The organism is Peribacillus sp. NPDC094092 (assembly GCF_050279365.1).
In the GTDB taxonomy this organism is placed as follows: Bacteria; Bacillota; Bacilli; order Bacillales; family DSM-1321; genus Peribacillus.
The window spans coordinates 973,138-993,071 of the sequence record NZ_JBNNUC010000001.1 but is presented as its reverse complement, the minus strand read 5'-3'; the positions used below and the strand labels follow the sequence as shown (position 1 = coordinate 993,071).

Genomic DNA, 19,934 nt, shown 5'->3' with positions numbered 1-19,934 from the left:
GTTTGTATGGATATGAATCAATATTTAGAGGTATTTATAGAAGAAAGTAAAGAACATCTTCAAACTTGCAGCGAACAGTTGCTGGTACTCGAAAAGAACCCGGAAGACCTCTCAGTCGTTAACGAAATCTTTCGTTCCGCCCATACCTTGAAAGGGATGTCGGCAACTATGGGGTATGAGGATCTTGCCAATTTAACACATAAAATGGAGAATGTGCTGGATGCAATCCGAAACAGTCAAATCGCCCTTTCGCCTGAATTGTTTGATGTGATATTTATAGCGGTTGATGACTTAGAAGCAATGGTCATGTCCATTGCTGAAGGTGGAGATGGAAAAGGGAATGTGAAGGATGTTGTCCATCAGCTGGAAATGATTGAAAAAGGGGAATCGCCCGTTTCTTCCGCCATTACAGAGATTGCAGCAACTTCTGCCGTCCTGGAAAAGAAGGAAATGATTGCAGGAGAGTACGATGAATTTGAATGGACGGTACTTCAACAGGCCAAAGATCAAGGTTTCAACAGATTCGAAATTTCGATTGGTTTGCGTGAGAACTGTCTTTTAAAAGCTGCCCGGGTGTTTATGGTTTTCGAAGTGCTTGAAAAGTCAGGTGAAGTAATCAAGTCGCACCCGCCCGTCGAACTTTTGGAAGAAGAGCAATTCGATCAGCAATTTACGGTCACGATGGTAACAACTGAATCGAGTGAAGAGATAAAGAATAAAATCATGAAGGTTACCGAAGTGGATCAAGTTGTTGTAAATGCACTTGATCTAGAAGGCATGCCGCATGCCGCCAATTCAAACGAGGATAAAGTTACTGAAATTCTAAAACAAGAGTCAAATAATGCATTGCTTTCAACGGATAACGATGATAAGAAAAAACAGGCACCCGTTAAGCCGGCATCAAGCAAGACCATTCGGGTGAACATTGAGCGGCTTGATATATTAATGAACTTATTCGAGGAATTAGTAATAGATAGAGGCAGACTTGATCAAATTTCCAGTGAATTGGATAATCAAGAATTGCATGAAACAGTAGAAAAGATGTCCCGTATAACAAGCGATTTACAAACAATCGTATTGAATATGCGGATGGTGCCCGTGGAAACTGTGTTCAATCGTTTTCCTAAAATGGTTCGTCAATTGGCAAGGGATTTAAACAAGAAAGTCAATTTGGAAATCAATGGTGCCGAAACGGAACTTGACCGTACCGTCATTGATGAAATCGGTGATCCTCTCGTCCATTTAATAAGAAACGCCATGGATCATGGAATTGAAACAACTGTAGAACGTTTGGCGAAAGGAAAGAATGAGGAAGGTAAAATCCTGTTAAAAGCCTATCACAGCGGTAATCATGTTTTTATAGAAATCAAGGATGACGGCGCAGGCATCAATAAAGATCGAGTCTTGAACAAGGCCCTATCCAATGGGATATTAACTAAGGAAACTGCCGCCACCCTAACGGATAAGCAAATCTATGAATTGATATTCGCTTCTGGCTTTTCAACAGCGGAAACCATTTCAGATGTATCGGGAAGGGGTGTGGGGCTAGATGTGGTTAAAAATACCATTGAGTCCCTCGGTGGATCTGTCACGATCGATTCCAAAGAGAATGAAGGATCCATCTTCCTTATTCAACTTCCGCTAACATTGTCCATTATTTCTGTCATGCTGGTTGCAATCCAAAACGAAAAATATGCCATACCGCTTTCTTCCATCATCGAAACAGCAATCATAAAAAAAGCAGATATCATGAATGCACATAATCAACAAGTTATTGACTACAGGGGGAAGGTTCTGCCGCTTCTGTTCTTGAAAGATATATTCGAAGTGCCTATCAGTCAGGTAGAAGAAGAGTCCCTCTCTGTGGTCATTGTAAGAAAAGGCGATAAATTAGCAGGATTAGTCGTTGATTCATTTATCGGACAGCTGGAAATCGTTCTGAAGTCATTAGGTAATTATTTAACTAGTGCATTTGCAATATCGGGGGCAACGATACTTGGTGATGGTCAAGTTGCTTTAATCATAGATTGCAACACATTGATTCATTGAATGATAGAGGGTGAACCGTGCCGATTCGTATTTCGTCATGGCTTAACATGAGTACTTTTAAAAGGAGGGAAATAGATGTCGGAGGATATGAAAGTAATCGTATTTCAAATTAAGGATAAAGAATATGCAATTCCAGTGGATAAGGTCAGTGGCATCGAAAAGCTTCTGCATATTACCAGAGTTCCGAAGGCAGTAACATTTGTTAAGGGAGTCATAAATTTAAGGGGGGTAATCACTCCAATTATTGACTTACGGATTCGTTTTGGTTTCGAAGAGGTGGAATACGATGAATCAACAAGGATTATCGTCGTCTTTCTGGATGATATGGAAGTGGGGCTAATAGTGGACTCTGCCAATGATGTTTTGGATATTCCGGTAGAGAGTATCGAACCTCAGCCTGAAGTTGTGGGACATCTGGCTTCTGAATACATTAGCGGAGTGGTTAAAATTGAGAAGCGACTGCTCGTACTAATTAATTTGGAGAAGGCCTTAAGTCTAGAAATGACTGAAAATATGTTAAGAGATGGATAATCAAATGTCATTATTTGAGAAAATCAACCCTTTTCAACTCGATATTTTGAAGGAAATCGGTAATATAGGTGCAGGGAACGCAGCAACCGCGCTTTCTGCCACCCTTAATAGGAAAATAAATATGAATGTTCCTGATGCCCGGATCGTTTCCTTTGATGAAATGATGGAAATGGCTGGCGGGGCCGATCACGTCGTTGCCAGCGTTTTCCTTAGAATAGAAAGTGATGCTTCAGGGAGTATGTTTTTTATCCTTTCGCTACCTGTAGCTGAATACTTGATTCGTAAGATGACTGGTGATGTGACTTTTTTGATAGATTCAGCACCCTATACTGAATTGGGACTCTCTTGCCTACAGGAAATAGGAAATATTTTATCGGGATCCTATCTCTCTTCCCTTTCTGATTTCACCCGGTTGAATATCCATCCATCCGTTCCATCATTGAGCATCGATATGGTAGGGGCAACGATCAGTTATGGATTATTGGAATTATCTCAAGTTAGTGATGCAGCCATCGTCATTGATACAGTACTTGAAAAAGACCAGCTTTATGCTGACTCCATCAATGGTCATTTCTTTCTATTACCCGATCCCGAATTTCTTGATATCATTTTTTCCGCTTTAGGCGTGTCACCTAATGACTGAATTGTTAAAGGGCCAGGTTGTTAATGTTGGAATTGCGGATATGAATATAATAAAACCTCCCTATTCGATTCGCACTTCCGGGTTGGGGTCTTGTGTAGGTGTTGTGATTTATGATGAAAAAATAGAAATTGCAGGTTTGGCCCATATCATGCTGCCTGACTCTTCACTCGCTAAATCGGGACAGATCAACATTGCCAAATTTGCAGATACGGCGATAAAGGAATTAGTGCAGATCTTAGTGAAAGAAGGAGCAAGAATGCCATTCCTAAAAGCGAAGTTCGCTGGCGGAGCGCAAATGTTTCAATTTGCCTCAGGAGGGGATTTGATGAGAATAGGACCCAGGAATGTGGAAGCTGTCCGGAAAGAGTTATCTGGCTTGCGGATCAAAGTCGTTGCCGAAGATGTTGGCGGGAATAGCGGAAGAACGATTGAATTCAATTTAAATGATTGTTTGTTAAACATTCGGACCGTTACTAAAGGGACTAAAAACATATAGGGTCGGAATTGGCTTTGAGAAAAGCCAAAAATATGATAGGTACACTTGCTAATGAATCATTATTGCGTGTATGGCTTTAAGGGCCGTTTTGATCACAAATCGTATAACAATGTTAGGAGGATGTCCAATGTCTCATCTGACCATCGAAGAAGAGCAATTATGTTGGAAAAATTGGGTGGATTGCAGAGATCCGCTGGCCGGGGACATTTTGGTGAAGAAGTACATACCTCTCGTTTCGTATCATGTTCAACGTATTTCAGTAGGTCTTCCTAAAAATGTGAGCCGGGATGATATAAGGAGTTTAGGGATGATGGGGTTATTCGATGCCCTGGAGCGCTTTGATACGACGCGTGACCTGAAGTTTGACACATATGCATCTTTTAGAATCCGTGGTGCTATTTTAGATGGATTAAGGAAAGAGGATTGGCTTCCACGGAGTGCAAGAGATAAAGCCAAGAAAATTGAATCTGCAATAGAAAAGCTGGAGCAGCGATACATGAGGAACCTTTCGCCAAATGAGATTGCCGCTGAATTAAATATCCCGGAAGATGAAGTATATGCTGCATTAAATGAGAATTTCTTTGCCAATGTACTTTCGATTGATGAAAATCCCCAGGAGGACGATAAAGAAAGCGCGAATTTTCATATTAAAGATGAAAAGGCGGATTTACCTGAGGAACATGTGTTAAGGGAAGAACTGTATGTGGAATTAGCCAAAGTCATAGAAACGCTTAATGAAAAGGAACAGTTGGTTTTACAGCTTTTTTATAAGGAAGAACTAACATTAACCGAAATCGGACAAGTGATGAGCCTATCGACTTCCCGGATATCCCAAATTCACTCGAAAGCGATATATAAATTAAGAAACACGATGCAGGATCAAAAGATTTAATCATGATATTTTGATTGAAGAGGGGTTTGAAGAACAAAGAAAGCCCCAATATGTCAACTTGAAAGAATTCTTGCGGGTACCCGCATCAATAAATGTTACGAAATCACAGAATGTTCGAACTGTACTTTTTCATGCATGGAGAAAGTACTCAAGGAAAAACAACAGTGAAAAAAAATCCCCATCCGTATTAAGGTAACAGGATTGACTATTCCGTTTAATCTAGGAGGCAACATGTCAGCGTTTTTTATATTTCTGTTGTTTGTATTAAACATATTCACCATTTTTGCAATCATCGTTTTATATCTTCGCCAAAATCGTTTAAGTAAGTTGGAAAAAGACCAAAAAGCCATCATAAGGGAAATGGAACAACTTTTGTCTGGTTATTTAATGGAGATGAAAGAGGACAACGAGACATTGGTAAAGGCATACACCAATTCGGTGGCAATGAATCACGATCATGGACATGAACTTGGTTCAAGTAAAGAAACAAAGGAAGATAAAAAAGAAAAACTAGTACAAAACATTGAGTATGAAGAGGGAAGTCGCCCCGCAGCCAAAATGAAGGCGATTAACGCTTATAAAATAGTGCCTGAAGAAAATGATGCCAATGTTTTACACATAAAAGCCGAGGATAAATTGGAGCTTTCATCGGTAGCCCCTCAAAACGAGGGGAAGCCGGCTGGCATGGAATTTTCGGACATGCTGCAGGCTTCGTTAAAGGAATGGTCATTGAATGAAAAAGTGGATATGTTAGCGGATCAAGGGAATTCAGTAGAGGAAATCGCCAAAAAGTTAGGTCGCGGTCAAACCGAGATAGAGCTATTACTAAAGTTTCGCAAGAATAGATAAGTTATCTCTTGATTGTACAGGCCCATTATGATATATTATGAAATGGTGTTAATACACACGCCCCGTAATTCTTGCAGATGGTGCTGTTACGACAGTTTCTGTTTGAAAATGATCGGTGCGGAGGAAAAACAAAACCATTTAGGAGGAACTAAAATGTCAGTCATTTCTATGAAACAATTGCTTGAAGCTGGTGTACATTTCGGACACCAAACACGTCGCTGGAACCCGAAAATGAAGAAATATATCTTCACTGAGCGTAACGGCATCTACATCATCGACCTTCAAAAAACAGTTAAAAAGGTTGAAGAAGCTTATAACTTCGTGAAAGAACTAGCTGCTAACGGTGGTACTGTTCTTTTCGTCGGAACTAAAAAACAAGCTCAAGAATCTGTTAAAGAAGAAGCTATCCGTTCTGGTATGTACTATGTTAACCAACGTTGGTTAGGTGGAACTTTAACAAACTTTGAAACAATCCAAAAACGTATCGCTCGTCTTAAAGATATCGAAAAAATGGAAGAAAACGGAACTTTCGAAGTACTTCCTAAAAAAGAAGTTATCCAACTTAAAAAAGAATGGGATCGCTTAGAAAAATTCTTAGGCGGTATTAAAGATATGAAGACTCTTCCAGATGCGATCTTCGTTATCGACCCTCGCAAAGAGCGTATTGCTGTTGCGGAAGCACACAAATTACACATTCCACTTGTTGGTATCGTTGATACAAACTGTGATCCGGATGAAATCGATGTAGTTATTCCTGCGAATGACGATGCAATCCGTGCTGTTAAATTATTAACAGGTAAAATGGCAGATGCTATCTTAGAAGCTAAACAAGGCGAAGAAACAGCAACTGAAACAACAACTGCTTAATAAGTAAAAAAGGTTGCTTATTCAGTAAGAAAAAAGGTGATAAGAGGATAATGCCTTTTATCCCTTTTTTTTGCACTAAATAAACATACATAAAATCACTGTACGGAATGTCTTTATAAAAAGGTATGGGCGATTTTTGAAGGATGAAATTCATCAACTAGTTTAGTTCCGTCAAATTGGCTGGAAAAGGTGATGTTTTTTCGGAAAAATTGTCAAGACTCGTTATTTTCTTTGATGATAACAAGTATTTTTGGCAATAATGGGTAAAGATTGAATAAACTGCATTTAATTTGAGGAGGATATATATTATGGCAATCACTGCACAATTAGTTAAAGAATTGCGTGAAAAAACTGGTGCCGGTATGATGGACTGTAAAAAGGCACTTGTACAAACAGAAGGCGATATGGAAAAGGCAATCGATTTCCTACGTGAAAAAGGGATTGCAAAGGCTGCTAATAAAGGCGACCGTATTGCTGCTGAAGGTTTAACTTCAATCGTTGTCGATGGAAACCAAGCGGTTATTCTTGAAGTGAACTCAGAAACTGATTTCGTTGCTAAAAACGAAGGCTTCCAAATTCTTGTTAAAGAATTGGCTTCATTCCTTCTTGCTAACAAACCTGAGAGCGTTGAAGCAGCTCTTGAGCAAACAATGGAAAATGGAGCGAAAGTTGCAGATCATATCAATGCTGCTGTTGCAAAAATCGGGGAAAAATTAACTCTTCGCCGTTTCCAAGTCGTTTCTAAAACAGATAACGACGCATTTGGTGCTTACCTTCACATGGGTGGACGTATCAGCGTACTATCAGTTCTTGAAGGTACAACTGACGAAGAGGCAGCTAAAGGCGTTTCAATGCATATCGCTGCAATTAACCCTAAATATATCTCTCGTGACCAAGTAGATGCCAGCGAACTAGAGCGCGAACGCGAAGTTCTTACTCAGCAAGCACTTAATGAAGGCAAACCTGAAAAAATCGTTGCGAAAATGGTTGAAGGACGTATCAATAAATTCTACGAAGAAATCTGTGTTAACGAACAAGCTTTCGTTAAGAACCCTGATCAAAAAGTGGGACAATTCGTTGAATCAAAAGGCGGAAAAATCCAATCATTCGTTCGTTATGAAGTAGGGGAAGGTCTTGAAAAACGTCAAGAAAACTTTGCTGAAGAAGTAATGAATCAAGTTAAAAAAGACTAATTGTCAGATAATTAATAATAGGGAACACTCTTGTGTTCCCTATTTTTTGAAATGTCATGAATTTTTGGTAGTATTGCAAGAAAGCATGATGAACGAATGAAAAGATTACATAGTTGGAGGTTCTCATGAGTAACGCTAAATATAAACGTGTCGTTCTAAAACTAAGTGGCGAAGCATTAGCCGGTGAAGAAGGATTTGGAATTAACCCTGCAGTAATTAAATCTATTGCTGAACAAGTCAAGGAAGTGGCTGAGCTTGATGTGGAAGTGGCTGTTGTTGTCGGCGGCGGAAACATTTGGCGCGGAAAAATAGGCAGTGAAATGGGTATGGATCGTGCTAATGCCGATTATATGGGTATGCTGGCTACAGTCATGAACTCATTGGCATTACAAGACAGCCTTGATCAGCTTGGAATTGAAACGCGCGTGCAAACTTCCATTGAGATGAGACAAGTCGCAGAACCATACATTAGACGCCGTGCAATCAGGCACCTAGAGAAAAAGAGAGTGGTGATTTTTGCAGCTGGTACAGGTAATCCATACTTCTCGACGGATACTACTGCCGCCTTGCGTGCTGCTGAAATTGAAGCTGATGTCATCTTGATGGCGAAGAATAATGTGGATGGCGTATACAATGCAGATCCTGTTAAGGACAAGAATGCAGTGAAGTATGATAAACTTTCCTATCTTGATGTGATTAAAGAAGGGTTGGAAGTAATGGATTCAACTGCGTCCTCACTATGCATGGACAATGATATTCCATTGATCGTCTTCTCAATCATGGAAAAAGGAAATATTAAACGGGCCGTTTTAGGCGAAACGCTTGGAACTATCGTAAGGGGGAAATAAAAGATGCCGAAACAAGTTATTTCGAATGCGAAAACGAAAATGGAAAAAGCCATTGGAGCGTACACACGTGAATTAGCAAGCATCCGTGCCGGAAGGGCAAATGCCTCATTGCTTGATAGAATCACGATTGATTATTATGGTTCGCCGACACCAGTTAATCAAGTGGCCGGCATTTCTGTCCCGGAAGCTAGATTATTGGTCATTCAACCATACGATAAAACGGTATTGGGTGAAATCGAAAAGGCAATTTTGAAATCAGACTTAGGCTTAAATCCTTCCAATGATGGATCGGTCATCAGGATCGCCATTCCGGCGTTAACTGAAGAGCGCAGAAAAGAGCTTGTGAAAGTTGTGAAAAAAGAAGCGGAAGAAGCGAAAATAGCTGTTCGTAATGTGCGTCGAGATGCGAATGATGATTTGAAAAAGCTTGAAAAAAGTGGTGAAATCACCGAAGATGATTTACGTGGCTATGCTGATGACATCCAAAAGATGACAGATGGCAATATCACGAAAATCGATGAAATTACAAAAGATAAAGAAAAAGAAATTTTGGAAGTATAATTTCTGCTGAAGAATCGATTAAATAAAGAGGGCCGAATCCATACCGGGTCATGTCGTGGTTCTAACATATAGGTGTGCTTAAAGGAGAAAACTGTTATAATAAGGTTTCTCCGATAATGATTGCTCCTTGAGTTAGTATGTTGCATGCAAACGTTGGAGGTGGTCCTTTTTTGCATTTTACATGGTGATCATAAGCGGTTATAGAAAAAAAGAAGTAATGATTTCTCCCTTTCTAGATTCTAATGAAGAAATAATTTTCATAATAATAATTTGAGAACCAGTTTTTTTTTGATATTATAATATAGATTCTTTTTAAGCGGCAGAAAGCTTGATATACATAGTGCACGAAAACTTTGCCTTTGTAGAGAGATAAGTACAACCTGATGGGGGACTAACATATGTATTCACTTTGGAAGCGTTTCGTTAAAAAAGATGCTTCTTCCGATGTAACAAATAGGATTCAGCATATTAAACAGTTTGATGTTCCTCAGCATATCGCCATCATCATGGATGGGAACGGCCGTTGGGCCAAAAAGCGTGCATTGCCACGTGTGGCGGGTCATCATGAAGGAATGAAAACCGTTCGTAGAATTACGAAAGTTGCCAATAAATTAGGGGTCAAAACTTTGACAGTCTATGCGTTTTCCACTGAAAATTGGAAACGTCCGAAAAGTGAAGTCGACTTTTTGATGAAGCTTCCACAGGAATTTCTTGGGACATTTTTACCCGAGCTCATTTCCGAAAATGTAAGAGTTGAAATGATAGGGGACTTGTCACTCATTCCGTCACATACACAAAGTGCCGTTAAACGGGCAATGGAAGACACCGAAGGCAATGATGGGATGATTCTGAATTTTGCCCTGAATTATGGAAGCCGCGGGGAGATTGTATCTGCAGTGAATAGCATCGTTCAAGATGCTAAGAATGGTATAATAAAGGAAAATGTAACTGAGGAAATGCTATCCAGTTACCTGATGACGAAACATTTGTCGGATCCTGATTTACTGATCCGTACAAGCGGTGAAATCCGCTTAAGCAATTTCATGCTTTGGCAGGCTGCTTATACTGAAATGTGGTTTACTGAGGTGCTGTGGCCGGATTTTAGTGAAGAGCATTTATTGCAGGCAGTTGAGGAGTATCAAAAGCGTTCACGAAGATTCGGTGGCGTTTAAAGTAGAAGGCGAGGAAAATGGAATAATGAAACAACGAATTATTACGGCGGTCGTAGTTGCCGCTATCTTCATTCCACTAGTCATTTTAGGGGGCACTCCCTTTTTACTGACGGTTTATCTGTTAGGGTCAATTGGTTTATATGAACTGATGAAAATGAAAAAAATACGTGTGCTGTCTTTTGAAGCATTTCTTTCACACATATTATTGTGGGTGCTTTTATTGCCTAATGAGCATACCGCTTTTTTAGCAGAAATAAATTACGATAAAGTTCAAGTCTTCTTAATCGGGGTTTTGCTGCTGTTACTTTATACAGTCGTTTCAAAAAACCGTTTCACTTTTGATGATGCTGGCTTTCTAGTGATTTCGATTCTATACTTGGGGATCGGTTTCTACTACCTGTTTGAAACACGTGACTCTTTGGGCTTGGGACTGATCTATATCCTGCTTACCTTATTTACGATCTGGGCAACCGATTCCGGGGCCTACTTCATTGGTAAATCACTTGGTAAAAGAAAGCTTTGGCCAGAAATAAGTCCAAACAAGACGGTGGAAGGGTTTATTGGCGGGGTATTTTCCGCTTTGATAGTGGGTGTTCTATTTTACGCCTTCTCCAACCTTGACTACACTTTATTACAATTATTATTGATTTCATTAATCATTGGTGTATTCGGGCAATTGGGTGATCTTGTCCAATCGGCGTATAAACGCCATTATGGCGTTAAGGATTCAGGAAAGCTTCTCCCGGGACATGGAGGAATTTTGGACAGGCTTGATAGCGTGATATTCATTTTACCGATTTTGCATTTATTGCATGTTTTATAATATAAATATAGGCAAGCGTAATTGAATTAGGAGATGAACAATTTGAAAAATATCAGCCTTTTGGGTGCGACAGGATCGATTGGTCAACAAACAGCGGATGTAGTTAGGTCCCATCCAGATCAATTCAAGATCGTGGCGCTTTCTGCTGGAAAGAATATAGAATTGGTCAGGACTTATATACAAGAGTTTGAACCGAAACTGGTTTCAGTCCAGACGGAAGAAGATTATCATGTTTTGAAAAGTGAATTCTCCAGCCGCAAAGATATCGAGTTCATGTATGGAGATGAAGGATTGACTGCTGTTGCCGTTTATGGTCAGGCGACGATATTGGTCAATGCTGTCATCGGAAGCGTGGGTCTTTATCCGACACTTCAAGCAATAAAGGCTAAAAAAGATATTGCTATCGCCAACAAGGAGACTTTGGTGACGGCAGGTCATTTGGTCATAAGTGAAGCAAAAAAAGCGGGGGTCAGATTGCTGCCGGTTGACAGTGAGCATTCCGCCATTTTTCAGGCATTGCAAGGTGAAAAGGAAAAAAATATAGAACGTCTGGTCATTACCGCTTCGGGAGGCAGTTTTCGAGACCGGACCAGGGAAGAATTGAAGGATGTAACGGTGGAAGAGGCACTGAACCATCCGAATTGGTCAATGGGAGCCAAAATCACGATCGATTCAGCATCAATGATGAATAAAGGATTGGAAGTAATTGAGGCCCACTGGCTATTCGATCTTCCATACGATAAAATTGATGTATTGCTACATAAGGAGAGCATCATCCATTCCATGGTTGAGTTTCATGACTCCAGCGTGATAGCACAACTGGGGACACCGGATATGCGGGTGCCGATTCAATATGCACTTACATATCCAGACCGTATTCAGCTAGCAGGCCGCAAACGACTTAATCTTGCTGAAGCAGGAAAACTGCATTTTAGCGATATGGATTTCACCAGATATCCTTGTTTGCAATTCGCTTATAAAGCAGGTAAAATGGGCGGAACGATGACTACTGTGTTGAATGCCGCCAATGAAGCCGCAGTCTCTGCATTCTTATCTGGAAAGGTAACCTTCCTTGAAATTGAAACGTTAATAGAAAAAGCGCTGAACCAGCATTCCGTCATAGCCCTTCCAGATTTAGAAACGATTCAGGAAGTAGATCATATGACAAGGCAGTATATAGAATCTCTAGTGAAAGATAGGTGACCGGAACATGCAGACTTTAGAAACGATTATAGCGTTCATCATCATTTTTGGAGCTCTAGTTTTTTTCCATGAGCTTGGGCACTTAGTGTTTGCAAAGCGAGCAGGAATTTTATGCCGTGAGTTCGCAATCGGTTTCGGGCCAAAAGTATTCACATATAAAAAGAAGGAAACCGTATATACCATTCGATTGCTCCCTCTTGGCGGGTACGTGCGCATGGCTGGTGAAGATGCGGAGAATATAGAATTGAAGCCCGGCTATCGGGTGGGGTTAATGTTTGATAATGAAGAGAATGTTACCAAAATCATTTTGAACAATAAAGATAAATATCCTGATATTCGTCTTGTGGAGGTTGAAGGGATCGATCTTGATCATAAACTGATCCTTACTGGTTATGAAGAGGGCGAGGAAGATACACTAAAAACGTTTGCCATTCATAAAGAAGCGGTGATCGTTGAAAATGGTGTAGAGAACCAGATTGCTCCTTTTGACCGGCAGTTTGCCTCGAAGTCGCTTGGTCATCGTTTCCTGACGATTGTAGCTGGACCGGCAATGAACTTCGTTTTGGCTTTTGTCATTTTCGTGTTGATCGGCCTGTTTCAAGGAGTCGTGGTGGATGAGGCGAAACTTGGTGAGTTGACTCCGGATGGTTCGGCTGTAAATGCCGGTTTAAAATCGGGGGATGTCATTCAATCCATAGAAGGTACGGAAGTCTCCACTTGGGGAGATGTACAGGAAAGCATTCAAAAGAACCCAGGGCAAGAGATCGAGTTCGTCGTTGACAGGGACGGGAAAACATTAGAAGTTCCGGTTGTTCCACAGGAAGTGGAGAGGGAAGGGAAGAAAATCGGCATTATCGGTGTTTACCCTCCGGTTGAAAAAGCACCGATTAAAGCTATACAATATGGTTTTACAGAAACGTATTTTTGGACAAAACAAATATTCATCATCCTTGGTGACCTCGTAACGGGTGGATTTACGATTGACAGTTTATCCGGTCCTGTAGGAATCTACAAATCAACTGAGGAAGTAGCGAAACAAGGTTTATTCACATTAATGAAATGGGCGGGGCTGCTCAGCATTAACCTTGGAATCATGAACCTGCTTCCGCTGCCGGCATTGGATGGAGGAAGACTGTTATTCTTTGTGGTCGAATTCTTAAGAGGGAAACCAATTGACCGTCAAAAAGAAGGAATGGTACACTTCATAGGCTTTGCTTTGCTGATGTTATTGATGATTGTCGTTACATGGAATGACATCCAGCGATTCTTTCTGTAAGATAAGTTTGGATAATGAAAAACAGGCCAGCAGATTTATCTGTTGGCCGTTTTCTTATCTGAATGGATTTCCTAGTTTTTTAACCGTTTTGGGGAAATTGTTTGTTTTCTAGGGAAATCGTAAGTATAATCGAGAATGAGTATATTAAATTAGCTTTTCTGAAAAACGCGGAAAGTCTTTTTTGTATGAAATGACCGTATTCAAGTTGCGGTATGAGTTTACCGTAGCCGCCATTAATTTAAAGGAAATATTGAAGAGGTGCAGATATGAAACAAAGTATGACGTTGATCCCTACATTGAGGGAAGTGCCTGCTGATGCTGAAATCAAAAGTCATCAGCTGCTATTACGTGCAGGATTTATGAGACAAAACTCCAGCGGGGTTTATAGTTTTATGCCGCTTGGGAAAAAAGTGCTACAAAAGGTTGAGGAAATCGTTCGGGAAGAGATGGAAAATGCTGGTGCGGTAGAATTGTTGATGCCGGCTCTACAACAAGCCGAGTTCTGGCAGGAATCCGGACGCTGGTATACTTATGGTCCAGAGTTGATGAGGCTTAAGGATCGCAACAACCGTGAATTTGCGCTTGGAGCCACACATGAAGAAGTGATAACCAGCTTAGTTCGTGATGAAGTGAAATCCTATAAGCGTCTACCATTAACGGTTTACCAGATCCAAACCAAATTCCGTGATGAAAAAAGACCTCGTTTCGGATTGTTGCGGGGACGTGAGTTCATCATGAAAGATGCTTATTCTTTCCATGCTAATCAAGAAAGCCTGGATGCTGTTTATAAAAATTTATATGCAGCATATTCGAATATATTCAGCCGCTGTGGTTTGAACTTCCGTGCCGTCATTGCTGATTCTGGGGCAATGGGTGGTAAGGATACACATGAATTCATGGTCCTGTCTGAAATAGGGGAGGATACCATTGCCTATTCTGATACTTCCGATTATGCAGCTAATATTGAAATGGCACCTGTAAGCGTAAAATATGAAAAAAGCTCCGAAGAACAAATTGCACTTGAAAAAATTCATACACCAGGTCAAAAAACGATTGAAGAGGTTGCTTCATTCTTGAATACTGGTGCAGATAAACTAATAAAATCGTTATTGTTTAAAGTGGATGAAAAGTATGTGCTTGTTTTGGTACGAGGAGATCATGAAGTCAATGATATCAAGCTGAAGAATTTCTATAACGCTTCAATAGTTGAATTGGTCGATCCAAATGAGACGAAAGAAGTCTTAGGATGTACAATTGGATCTCTTGGACCAATCAATGTCACTTCTGAAGTCGAAGTGATTGCGGATGTTGCCGTCGAGGCCATGGTTAATGGAGTTTGTGGTGCAAATGAGGAAGACTACCATTATGTGAACGTAAATCCCGCTCGTGACTTTAACGTGGCAAATTATATTGATCTTCGTTTCATCCAAGAGGGTGACCCATCACCGGACGGAAACGGAAATATTAAGTTTGCCAAAGGAATTGAGGTAGGCCACGTATTCAAGCTGGGAACTAAATATTCCGAAGCTATGAATGCGACATTCCTGGATGAGAATGGACGGACGCAGCCTATGATCATGGGCTGTTATGGCATTGGTGTTTCCCGTACTCTTGCCGCTGTTGCTGAACAATTCAACGATGAAAAAGGATTGGTCTGGCCAGCGAATTTAGCGCCATACCAAGTCCATTTGATTCCGATCAATATGAAGGATGAGGCTCAGGCTGCCCTGGCAGAAGAGTTATATAATGATCTAAGGGCACAAGGCATGGAAGTTCTTATGGATGATCGTCAAGAACGTGCGGGCGTAAAATTCGCAGACTCTGACTTGATGGGTCTTCCTGTCAGGGTGACTGTTGGTAAAAAGGCATCCGAGGGAATCGTCGAAGTGAAAATCCGTAAAACGGGTGAGGTTCTTGAAATTGAAAGAGCTGAACTGACTCAAAAGCTTCACGAAATAATGGCATAATTTAAAACTAGCGGGATTAGGCATCATTCATTTGGATGATGCCTTTCCTTTTCATGGATTTGGATACTAGTGAAACATTCATGATATGTTATAATAGCCTCTGGCATCAAAAGAAAATGATAGTGAAAAATAAGAGATAGTAGATAGGGGAGAGAGGGAATGGATCAAAATCCAAATAGCGGTAGAGAGAGATTTCAACTCTTGCTCCAGCAAATGGGCTTGACTGAGGATGCCTTTGTGAATTATTTCTTAGGCGCCGAAATTGATAAACTCTCAATCGAGAGGGAGTCCAAAACATGGCATTTTGCCTTTAATATACCTGCATTAATTCCTTGCAGTGTTCATACAAGACTTGCTACTCACCTAGCAAGTACGTTTTCCCATATTGCGAAGGTCACATTCAACTTGAATGTGGCCAATCCGCAAGTGACGGAACAATTGGTGAAGGAGTATTGGAAAAGCTGCATTGGCGAGCTTGAAGGCATGTCTCCTGCACTGTTATCACTTCTAAATGAACAAGTGCCGACGGTGAATGGATATAAGCTCATCATTAGCGCCCGGAATGATGCGGAGGCTGGTCAGTTGAAGCGGAAATACTCCGGCATCATTTCGAATATCTACCAAACATTCGGTTTTCCTCCGCTGACACTTGAAGCGGAAGTGAAGGAAACGGTTTCGAATCCTGATTACCAGAAGTTCTTGGAAGAGAAACAAAAGGAAGACGCAGAAAAGGGACTTGCTGCCCTAGTGGAAATGCAGAAAAAAGAATCGGAGAAAGGCGGCGACGATGCCGTCTACGATGGGCCGGTTAAAATTGGCTATACGATTAAAGAAGATGCGGATTTCCGCAGGATCGAACAAATTATCGATGAAGAGCGCAGGATTGCTATCGAAGGTTTCGTATTTGATGCAGAAGTGCGTGAGTTACGCAGCGGACGCAGCCTGTTGACTTTTAAAGTCACTGATTATACGAGCTCGATATTGGTCAAAATGTTTTCGCGTGATAAAGAAGATGCTGCCATACTTGCCCGAGTGAAAAAAGGGATGTGGGTACGTGCCCAAGGCAGCATCCAAAATGATACATTCGTACGTGACCTTGTGATGATCGCAAATGATATAAATGAAATTTCTAAACAAGGTCGGCAAGATAAGGCTCCAGAAGGGGAAAAGCGTGTAGAACTGCATATGCATACCCCAATGAGCCAGATGGATGCAGTGACACCTACTTCTGCGCTTGTTGCCCAGGCTGCAAAGTGGGGGCATAAGGCTGTGGCCATTACAGATCATGCGGGAGCACAATCATTCCCGGAAGCTTATAGTGCCGGGAAAAAGAATGGTATCAAAATCCTTTACGGTGTCGAAGTGAATCTTGTAGATGATGGTGTACCCATTGTTTATAATGAGTCGCATATCGCTTTGGCAGATGCCACATATGTGGTGTTTGACGTAGAGACGACAGGTCTGTCAGCCGTTTATGATACGATCATTGAATTTGCTGCAGTGAAAGTTCGTGACGGTGACATCATTGATCGATTCGAGTCATTTGCTAATCCGCATCACCCACTATCCAATACGACGATAGAATTGACCGGAATCACTGATGATCTTGTAGAAAATGCTCCAGAAGTCTCGGAAGTACTTGAAAAGTTCAAGGAATGGGCGGGCGATGCTATTCTGGTTGCCCATAACGCAGCCTTCGATATGGGGTTTTTGAATATAGGTTATAAAAACTTGGGTTACCCTAAAGCTTCCAATCCTGTTCTTGATACATTGGAACTTGCCCGTTTCCTATATCCGGAGTTTAAAAATCACCGGTTAAATACATTATGTAAAAAGTTCGATATTGATTTGACCCAGCATCATAGGGCCATTTATGACGCCGAAGCTACAGGTTACCTAATGCTGAAGATGCTAAAGGATGCAATGGAAAAGGAGATTACCCATCATGATCAACTTAATGACAATATGGGTAAAGGCAATGCTTATCAGCGTTCCCGGCCGTCCCATTGTACGCTGATCGCGCAAACACAGGCTGGCTTAAAAAACCTTTTCAAATTAATTTCAATATCACACATCGATTATTTCTATCGTGTGCCCCGACTGCCACGCTCACAACTTAAAAAGTATCGTGAAGGAATCTTGATCGGATCGGGATGCGATAAAGGAGAAGTTTTTGAAGGGATGATGCAGAAGGGTTTTGAGGAAGTCGTCGATATCGCAGAATTCTACGATTATCTCGAAATCCATCCGAAGGATGTGTATCAGCATTTGATTGAGCTTGAATATGTTCGGGATGATAAATCATTGGAAACGATCATCTCCAATATCGTCAAGCTTGGTGAAAAATTGGATAAGCCAGTCGTAGCTACGGGAAATGTGCATTATTTAGATCCGAATGATAAAATTTACCGTAAAATCCTTGTGAATTCACAAGGTGGCGCAAATCCGCTGAATCGTCATAAGCTTCCTGACGTACATTTTCGGACAACAGATGAAATGCTGCGTGAATTCTCCTTCCTTGGTTCTGAGAAAGCCAAGGAGGTCGTGGTAACCAACACGAATAAAATCGCTGATATGATTGAAGAAATCAAGCCAATCAAGGATGAGTTATACACACCTAAAATTGAAGGTGCAGAAGATGAGATGCGTCAAATGAGTTATGGCATGGCAAGGAAGATTTATGGAGAGAACCTGCCGGAAATCGTGGAAGCCCGTCTTGAGAAAGAATTGAAAAGCATCATTGGCCACGGTTTTGCCGTTATTTATTTAATTTCTCACAAACTTGTTAAAAAATCCCTGAATGATGGTTATCTAGTTGGTTCAAGGGGATCGGTTGGGTCATCTTTCGTTGCAACCATGACTGAAATTACAGAGGTAAATCCGCTTCCGCCGCATTATGTATGTCCGGAGTGCAAGAAATCCGAATTCTTCAATGACGGTTCTGTAGGTTCCGGGTTTGACCTGCCAGATAAAGACTGTCCAGATTGTGGAATTGCTTATACGAAAGACGGGCATGATATCCCGTTTGAAACTTTCCTTGGATTTAAAGGGGATAAGGTTCCGGATATTGACTTGAACTTCTCCGGTGAATATCAGCCGAAGGCTCATAACTATACGAAGGTCTTATTCGGTGAAGAATATGTATATCGTGCCGGAACAATTGGTACGGTCGCTGAAAAAACGGCTTATGGATATGTAAAAGGGTATTCCTCTGATAATAATATCCATATGCGTGGAGCCGAGACTGATCGCCTTGTTGCCGGTTGTACTGGTGTGAAAAGGACGACTGGACAGCACCCGGGCGGAATTATCGTTGTTCCGGATTATATGGATATCTATGATTTCACACCAATTCAGTTCCCTGCGGATGATAGGAATTCTGAGTGGAAAACAACTCACTTCGATTTCCATTCCATTCACGATAATATTTTGAAACTTGATATACTTGGTCACGATGATCCGACTGTAATCCGGATGCTTCAAGATTTAAGTGGCATCGATCCTAAGACCGTCCCTACCGATGATCCAGAAGTAATGAAAATATTCAGCAGTACTGAATCTTTAGGAGTTACCGAAGAACAGATCATGTGTAAAACGGGTACGCTGGGCATCCCGGAATTTGGTACGCGTTTTGTCCGGCAGATGCTTGAAGATACGAAACCTACGACATTTTCCGAGCTTGTTCAGATTTCAGGGCTTTCCCACGGTACGGATGTATGGCTGAGCAATGCACAGGAACTGATTCACAACCGCATATGTACACTAAGTGAGGTTATAGGCTGCCGGGATGATATTATGGTCTATCTGATATACCAAGGTCTAGATCCTTCCCTGGCGTTTAAAATTATGGAATCTGTACGTAAAGGGAAAGGGCTCTCGGAGGAATTCGAAGAGGAAATGAGGAAAAATGAGGTGCCGGAATGGTATATCGATTCATGTAAGAAAATTAAATACATGTTCCCGAAAGCCCATGCTGCAGCTTACGTCTTAATGGCTGTCCGGATTGCCTATTTTAAAGTGCATCTGCCTTTATTGTATTATGCAGCCTATTTCACAGTACGTGCCGATGATTTTGAAATCGACGCCATGACTCGTGGATCGCAATCGATCAAATCAAAAATGGAAGAAATCATGGTAAAGGGATTGGATGCATCCACCAAGGAAAAGAATACATTGACGGTCCTTGAACTAGCTCTGGAAATGTGTGAACGCGGATATTCATTCGCTAAAGTGGACTTGTACAAATCCAGTGCGGATCAATTCTTGATTGAAGGAAATACTTTGATACCGCCTTTCAATTCGATACCTGGTCTTGGAACGAATGCGGCAATCAATATCGTCAATGCAAGGGAAAATGGTGAATTCCTTTCCAAAGAAGACCTTCAGCAACGGGGGAAGGTTTCAAAGACCATCCTTGAATACCTTGATAAACAAGGCTGTCTGGAGTCATTGCCTGAACAAAATCAGTTATCTTTATTTTAAAGAGGAAACGGATTCCAAAAAGGAAGAAACAGACATGATATTTGCATAAATATCTTGATTATGGTATATTTTTATTGGAAAT

16 protein-coding genes are annotated in these 19,934 nt (G+C 41.1%); all 16 read left to right on the top strand.

Annotation, left to right across the window (positions count from 1 at the left end; genetic code table 11):
* The first annotated feature begins 6 nt into the window (after positions 1 to 6).
* The 16 genes from ACQKNS_RS04625 to ACQKNS_RS04550 all read left to right on the top strand — a co-directional run bounded on the left by ACQKNS_RS04625 (position 7) and on the right by ACQKNS_RS04550 (position 19,852).
* A complete protein-coding gene (locus tag ACQKNS_RS04625; RefSeq protein WP_427641405.1) occupies positions 7 to 2,049 on the top strand; it encodes a chemotaxis protein CheW in 2,043 nt (680 codons plus the stop codon).
* 75 nt (positions 2,050 to 2,124) lie between these two features.
* The gene (locus tag ACQKNS_RS04620; protein WP_427641404.1) at positions 2,125 to 2,580 is read left to right on the top strand and encodes a chemotaxis protein CheW; all 456 of its coding nucleotides are present in this window, start codon (positions 2,125 to 2,127) and stop codon (positions 2,578 to 2,580) included.
* A 4-nt stretch (positions 2,581 to 2,584) separates the two neighbouring features.
* Positions 2,585 to 3,223, top strand: coding sequence for a chemotaxis protein CheC (locus ACQKNS_RS04615; RefSeq protein WP_427641403.1), 639 nt, complete (start codon positions 2,585 to 2,587; stop codon positions 3,221 to 3,223).
* Entirely contained in the window at positions 3,216 to 3,719 is a 504-nt protein-coding gene (locus tag ACQKNS_RS04610) for a chemotaxis protein CheD (RefSeq protein ID WP_427641402.1), read from the top strand. The genes ACQKNS_RS04615 and ACQKNS_RS04610 overlap by 8 nt, the downstream gene beginning before the upstream one ends.
* A 127-nt stretch (positions 3,720 to 3,846) precedes the next feature.
* Positions 3,847 to 4,611: a FliA/WhiG family RNA polymerase sigma factor gene (locus ACQKNS_RS04605; protein ID WP_427641401.1), complete on the top strand. Its 765-nt coding sequence runs from the start codon at positions 3,847 to 3,849 to the stop codon at positions 4,609 to 4,611.
* 231 nt (positions 4,612 to 4,842) lie between these two features.
* A complete protein-coding gene (locus ACQKNS_RS04600; RefSeq protein ID WP_427641400.1) occupies positions 4,843 to 5,460 on the top strand; it encodes a hypothetical protein in 618 nt (205 codons plus the stop codon).
* Between the two features lie 153 nt (positions 5,461 to 5,613).
* Positions 5,614 to 6,327 carry a 30S ribosomal protein S2 gene (gene rpsB, locus ACQKNS_RS04595; protein ID WP_034313644.1) on the top strand — a complete coding sequence of 238 codons (714 nt, stop codon included), beginning with the start codon at positions 5,614 to 5,616 and terminating at the stop codon, positions 6,325 to 6,327.
* Positions 6,328 to 6,635: 308 nt separating this feature from the next.
* The gene (gene tsf, locus ACQKNS_RS04590) at positions 6,636 to 7,520 is read left to right on the top strand and encodes a translation elongation factor Ts (RefSeq protein ID WP_427641399.1); all 885 of its coding nucleotides are present in this window, start codon (positions 6,636 to 6,638) and stop codon (positions 7,518 to 7,520) included.
* Between the two features lie 125 nt (positions 7,521 to 7,645).
* Positions 7,646 to 8,368, top strand: a complete 723-nt coding sequence (pyrH, locus tag ACQKNS_RS04585) for a UMP kinase (protein ID WP_034313639.1) — start codon at positions 7,646 to 7,648, stop codon at positions 8,366 to 8,368.
* A 3-nt stretch (positions 8,369 to 8,371) separates the two neighbouring features.
* Positions 8,372 to 8,929: a ribosome recycling factor gene (gene frr, locus ACQKNS_RS04580; protein ID WP_427641398.1), complete on the top strand. Its 558-nt coding sequence runs from the start codon at positions 8,372 to 8,374 to the stop codon at positions 8,927 to 8,929.
* A 398-nt stretch (positions 8,930 to 9,327) separates the two neighbouring features.
* Positions 9,328 to 10,101 carry an isoprenyl transferase gene (locus ACQKNS_RS04575; RefSeq protein WP_427641397.1) on the top strand — a complete coding sequence of 258 codons (774 nt, stop codon included), beginning with the start codon at positions 9,328 to 9,330 and terminating at the stop codon, positions 10,099 to 10,101.
* Between the two features lie 25 nt (positions 10,102 to 10,126).
* Positions 10,127 to 10,924, top strand: a complete 798-nt coding sequence (locus tag ACQKNS_RS04570; protein WP_427641396.1) for a phosphatidate cytidylyltransferase — start codon at positions 10,127 to 10,129, stop codon at positions 10,922 to 10,924.
* Between the two features lie 42 nt (positions 10,925 to 10,966).
* Positions 10,967 to 12,127 (top strand): 1-deoxy-D-xylulose-5-phosphate reductoisomerase, encoded by a 1,161-nt coding sequence (gene dxr / locus ACQKNS_RS04565; RefSeq protein ID WP_427641395.1) that lies wholly within the window; start codon positions 10,967 to 10,969, stop codon positions 12,125 to 12,127.
* Between the two features lie 7 nt (positions 12,128 to 12,134).
* Entirely contained in the window at positions 12,135 to 13,403 is a 1,269-nt protein-coding gene (gene rseP / locus ACQKNS_RS04560) for an RIP metalloprotease RseP (protein ID WP_427641394.1), read from the top strand.
* A 266-nt stretch (positions 13,404 to 13,669) separates the two neighbouring features.
* Positions 13,670 to 15,370, top strand: a complete 1,701-nt coding sequence (locus ACQKNS_RS04555) for a proline--tRNA ligase (RefSeq protein WP_427641393.1) — start codon at positions 13,670 to 13,672, stop codon at positions 15,368 to 15,370.
* A gap of 159 nt (positions 15,371 to 15,529) precedes the next feature.
* Positions 15,530 to 19,852: a PolC-type DNA polymerase III gene (locus tag ACQKNS_RS04550; protein ID WP_427641392.1), complete on the top strand. Its 4,323-nt coding sequence runs from the start codon at positions 15,530 to 15,532 to the stop codon at positions 19,850 to 19,852.
* Positions 19,853 to 19,934: the final 82 nt, after the last annotated feature.

Coding starts and splice junctions, on each gene's coding strand:
- ACQKNS_RS04625 (WP_427641405.1), top strand. CDS start 7: ATGGATATGAATCAATATTTAGAGGTATTTATAGAAGAAAGTAAAGAA.
- ACQKNS_RS04620 (WP_427641404.1), top strand. CDS start 2,125: ATGTCGGAGGATATGAAAGTAATCGTATTTCAAATTAAGGATAAAGAA.
- ACQKNS_RS04615 (WP_427641403.1), top strand. CDS start 2,585: ATGTCATTATTTGAGAAAATCAACCCTTTTCAACTCGATATTTTGAAG.
- ACQKNS_RS04610 (WP_427641402.1), top strand. CDS start 3,216: ATGACTGAATTGTTAAAGGGCCAGGTTGTTAATGTTGGAATTGCGGAT.
- ACQKNS_RS04605 (WP_427641401.1), top strand. CDS start 3,847: ATGTCTCATCTGACCATCGAAGAAGAGCAATTATGTTGGAAAAATTGG.
- ACQKNS_RS04600 (WP_427641400.1), top strand. CDS start 4,843: ATGTCAGCGTTTTTTATATTTCTGTTGTTTGTATTAAACATATTCACC.
- rpsB (WP_034313644.1), top strand. CDS start 5,614: ATGTCAGTCATTTCTATGAAACAATTGCTTGAAGCTGGTGTACATTTC.
- tsf (WP_427641399.1), top strand. CDS start 6,636: ATGGCAATCACTGCACAATTAGTTAAAGAATTGCGTGAAAAAACTGGT.
- pyrH (WP_034313639.1), top strand. CDS start 7,646: ATGAGTAACGCTAAATATAAACGTGTCGTTCTAAAACTAAGTGGCGAA.
- frr (WP_427641398.1), top strand. CDS start 8,372: ATGCCGAAACAAGTTATTTCGAATGCGAAAACGAAAATGGAAAAAGCC.
- ACQKNS_RS04575 (WP_427641397.1), top strand. CDS start 9,328: ATGTATTCACTTTGGAAGCGTTTCGTTAAAAAAGATGCTTCTTCCGAT.
- ACQKNS_RS04570 (WP_427641396.1), top strand. CDS start 10,127: ATGAAACAACGAATTATTACGGCGGTCGTAGTTGCCGCTATCTTCATT.
- rseP (WP_427641394.1), top strand. CDS start 12,135: ATGCAGACTTTAGAAACGATTATAGCGTTCATCATCATTTTTGGAGCT.
- ACQKNS_RS04555 (WP_427641393.1), top strand. CDS start 13,670: ATGAAACAAAGTATGACGTTGATCCCTACATTGAGGGAAGTGCCTGCT.
- ACQKNS_RS04550 (WP_427641392.1), top strand. CDS start 15,530: ATGGATCAAAATCCAAATAGCGGTAGAGAGAGATTTCAACTCTTGCTC.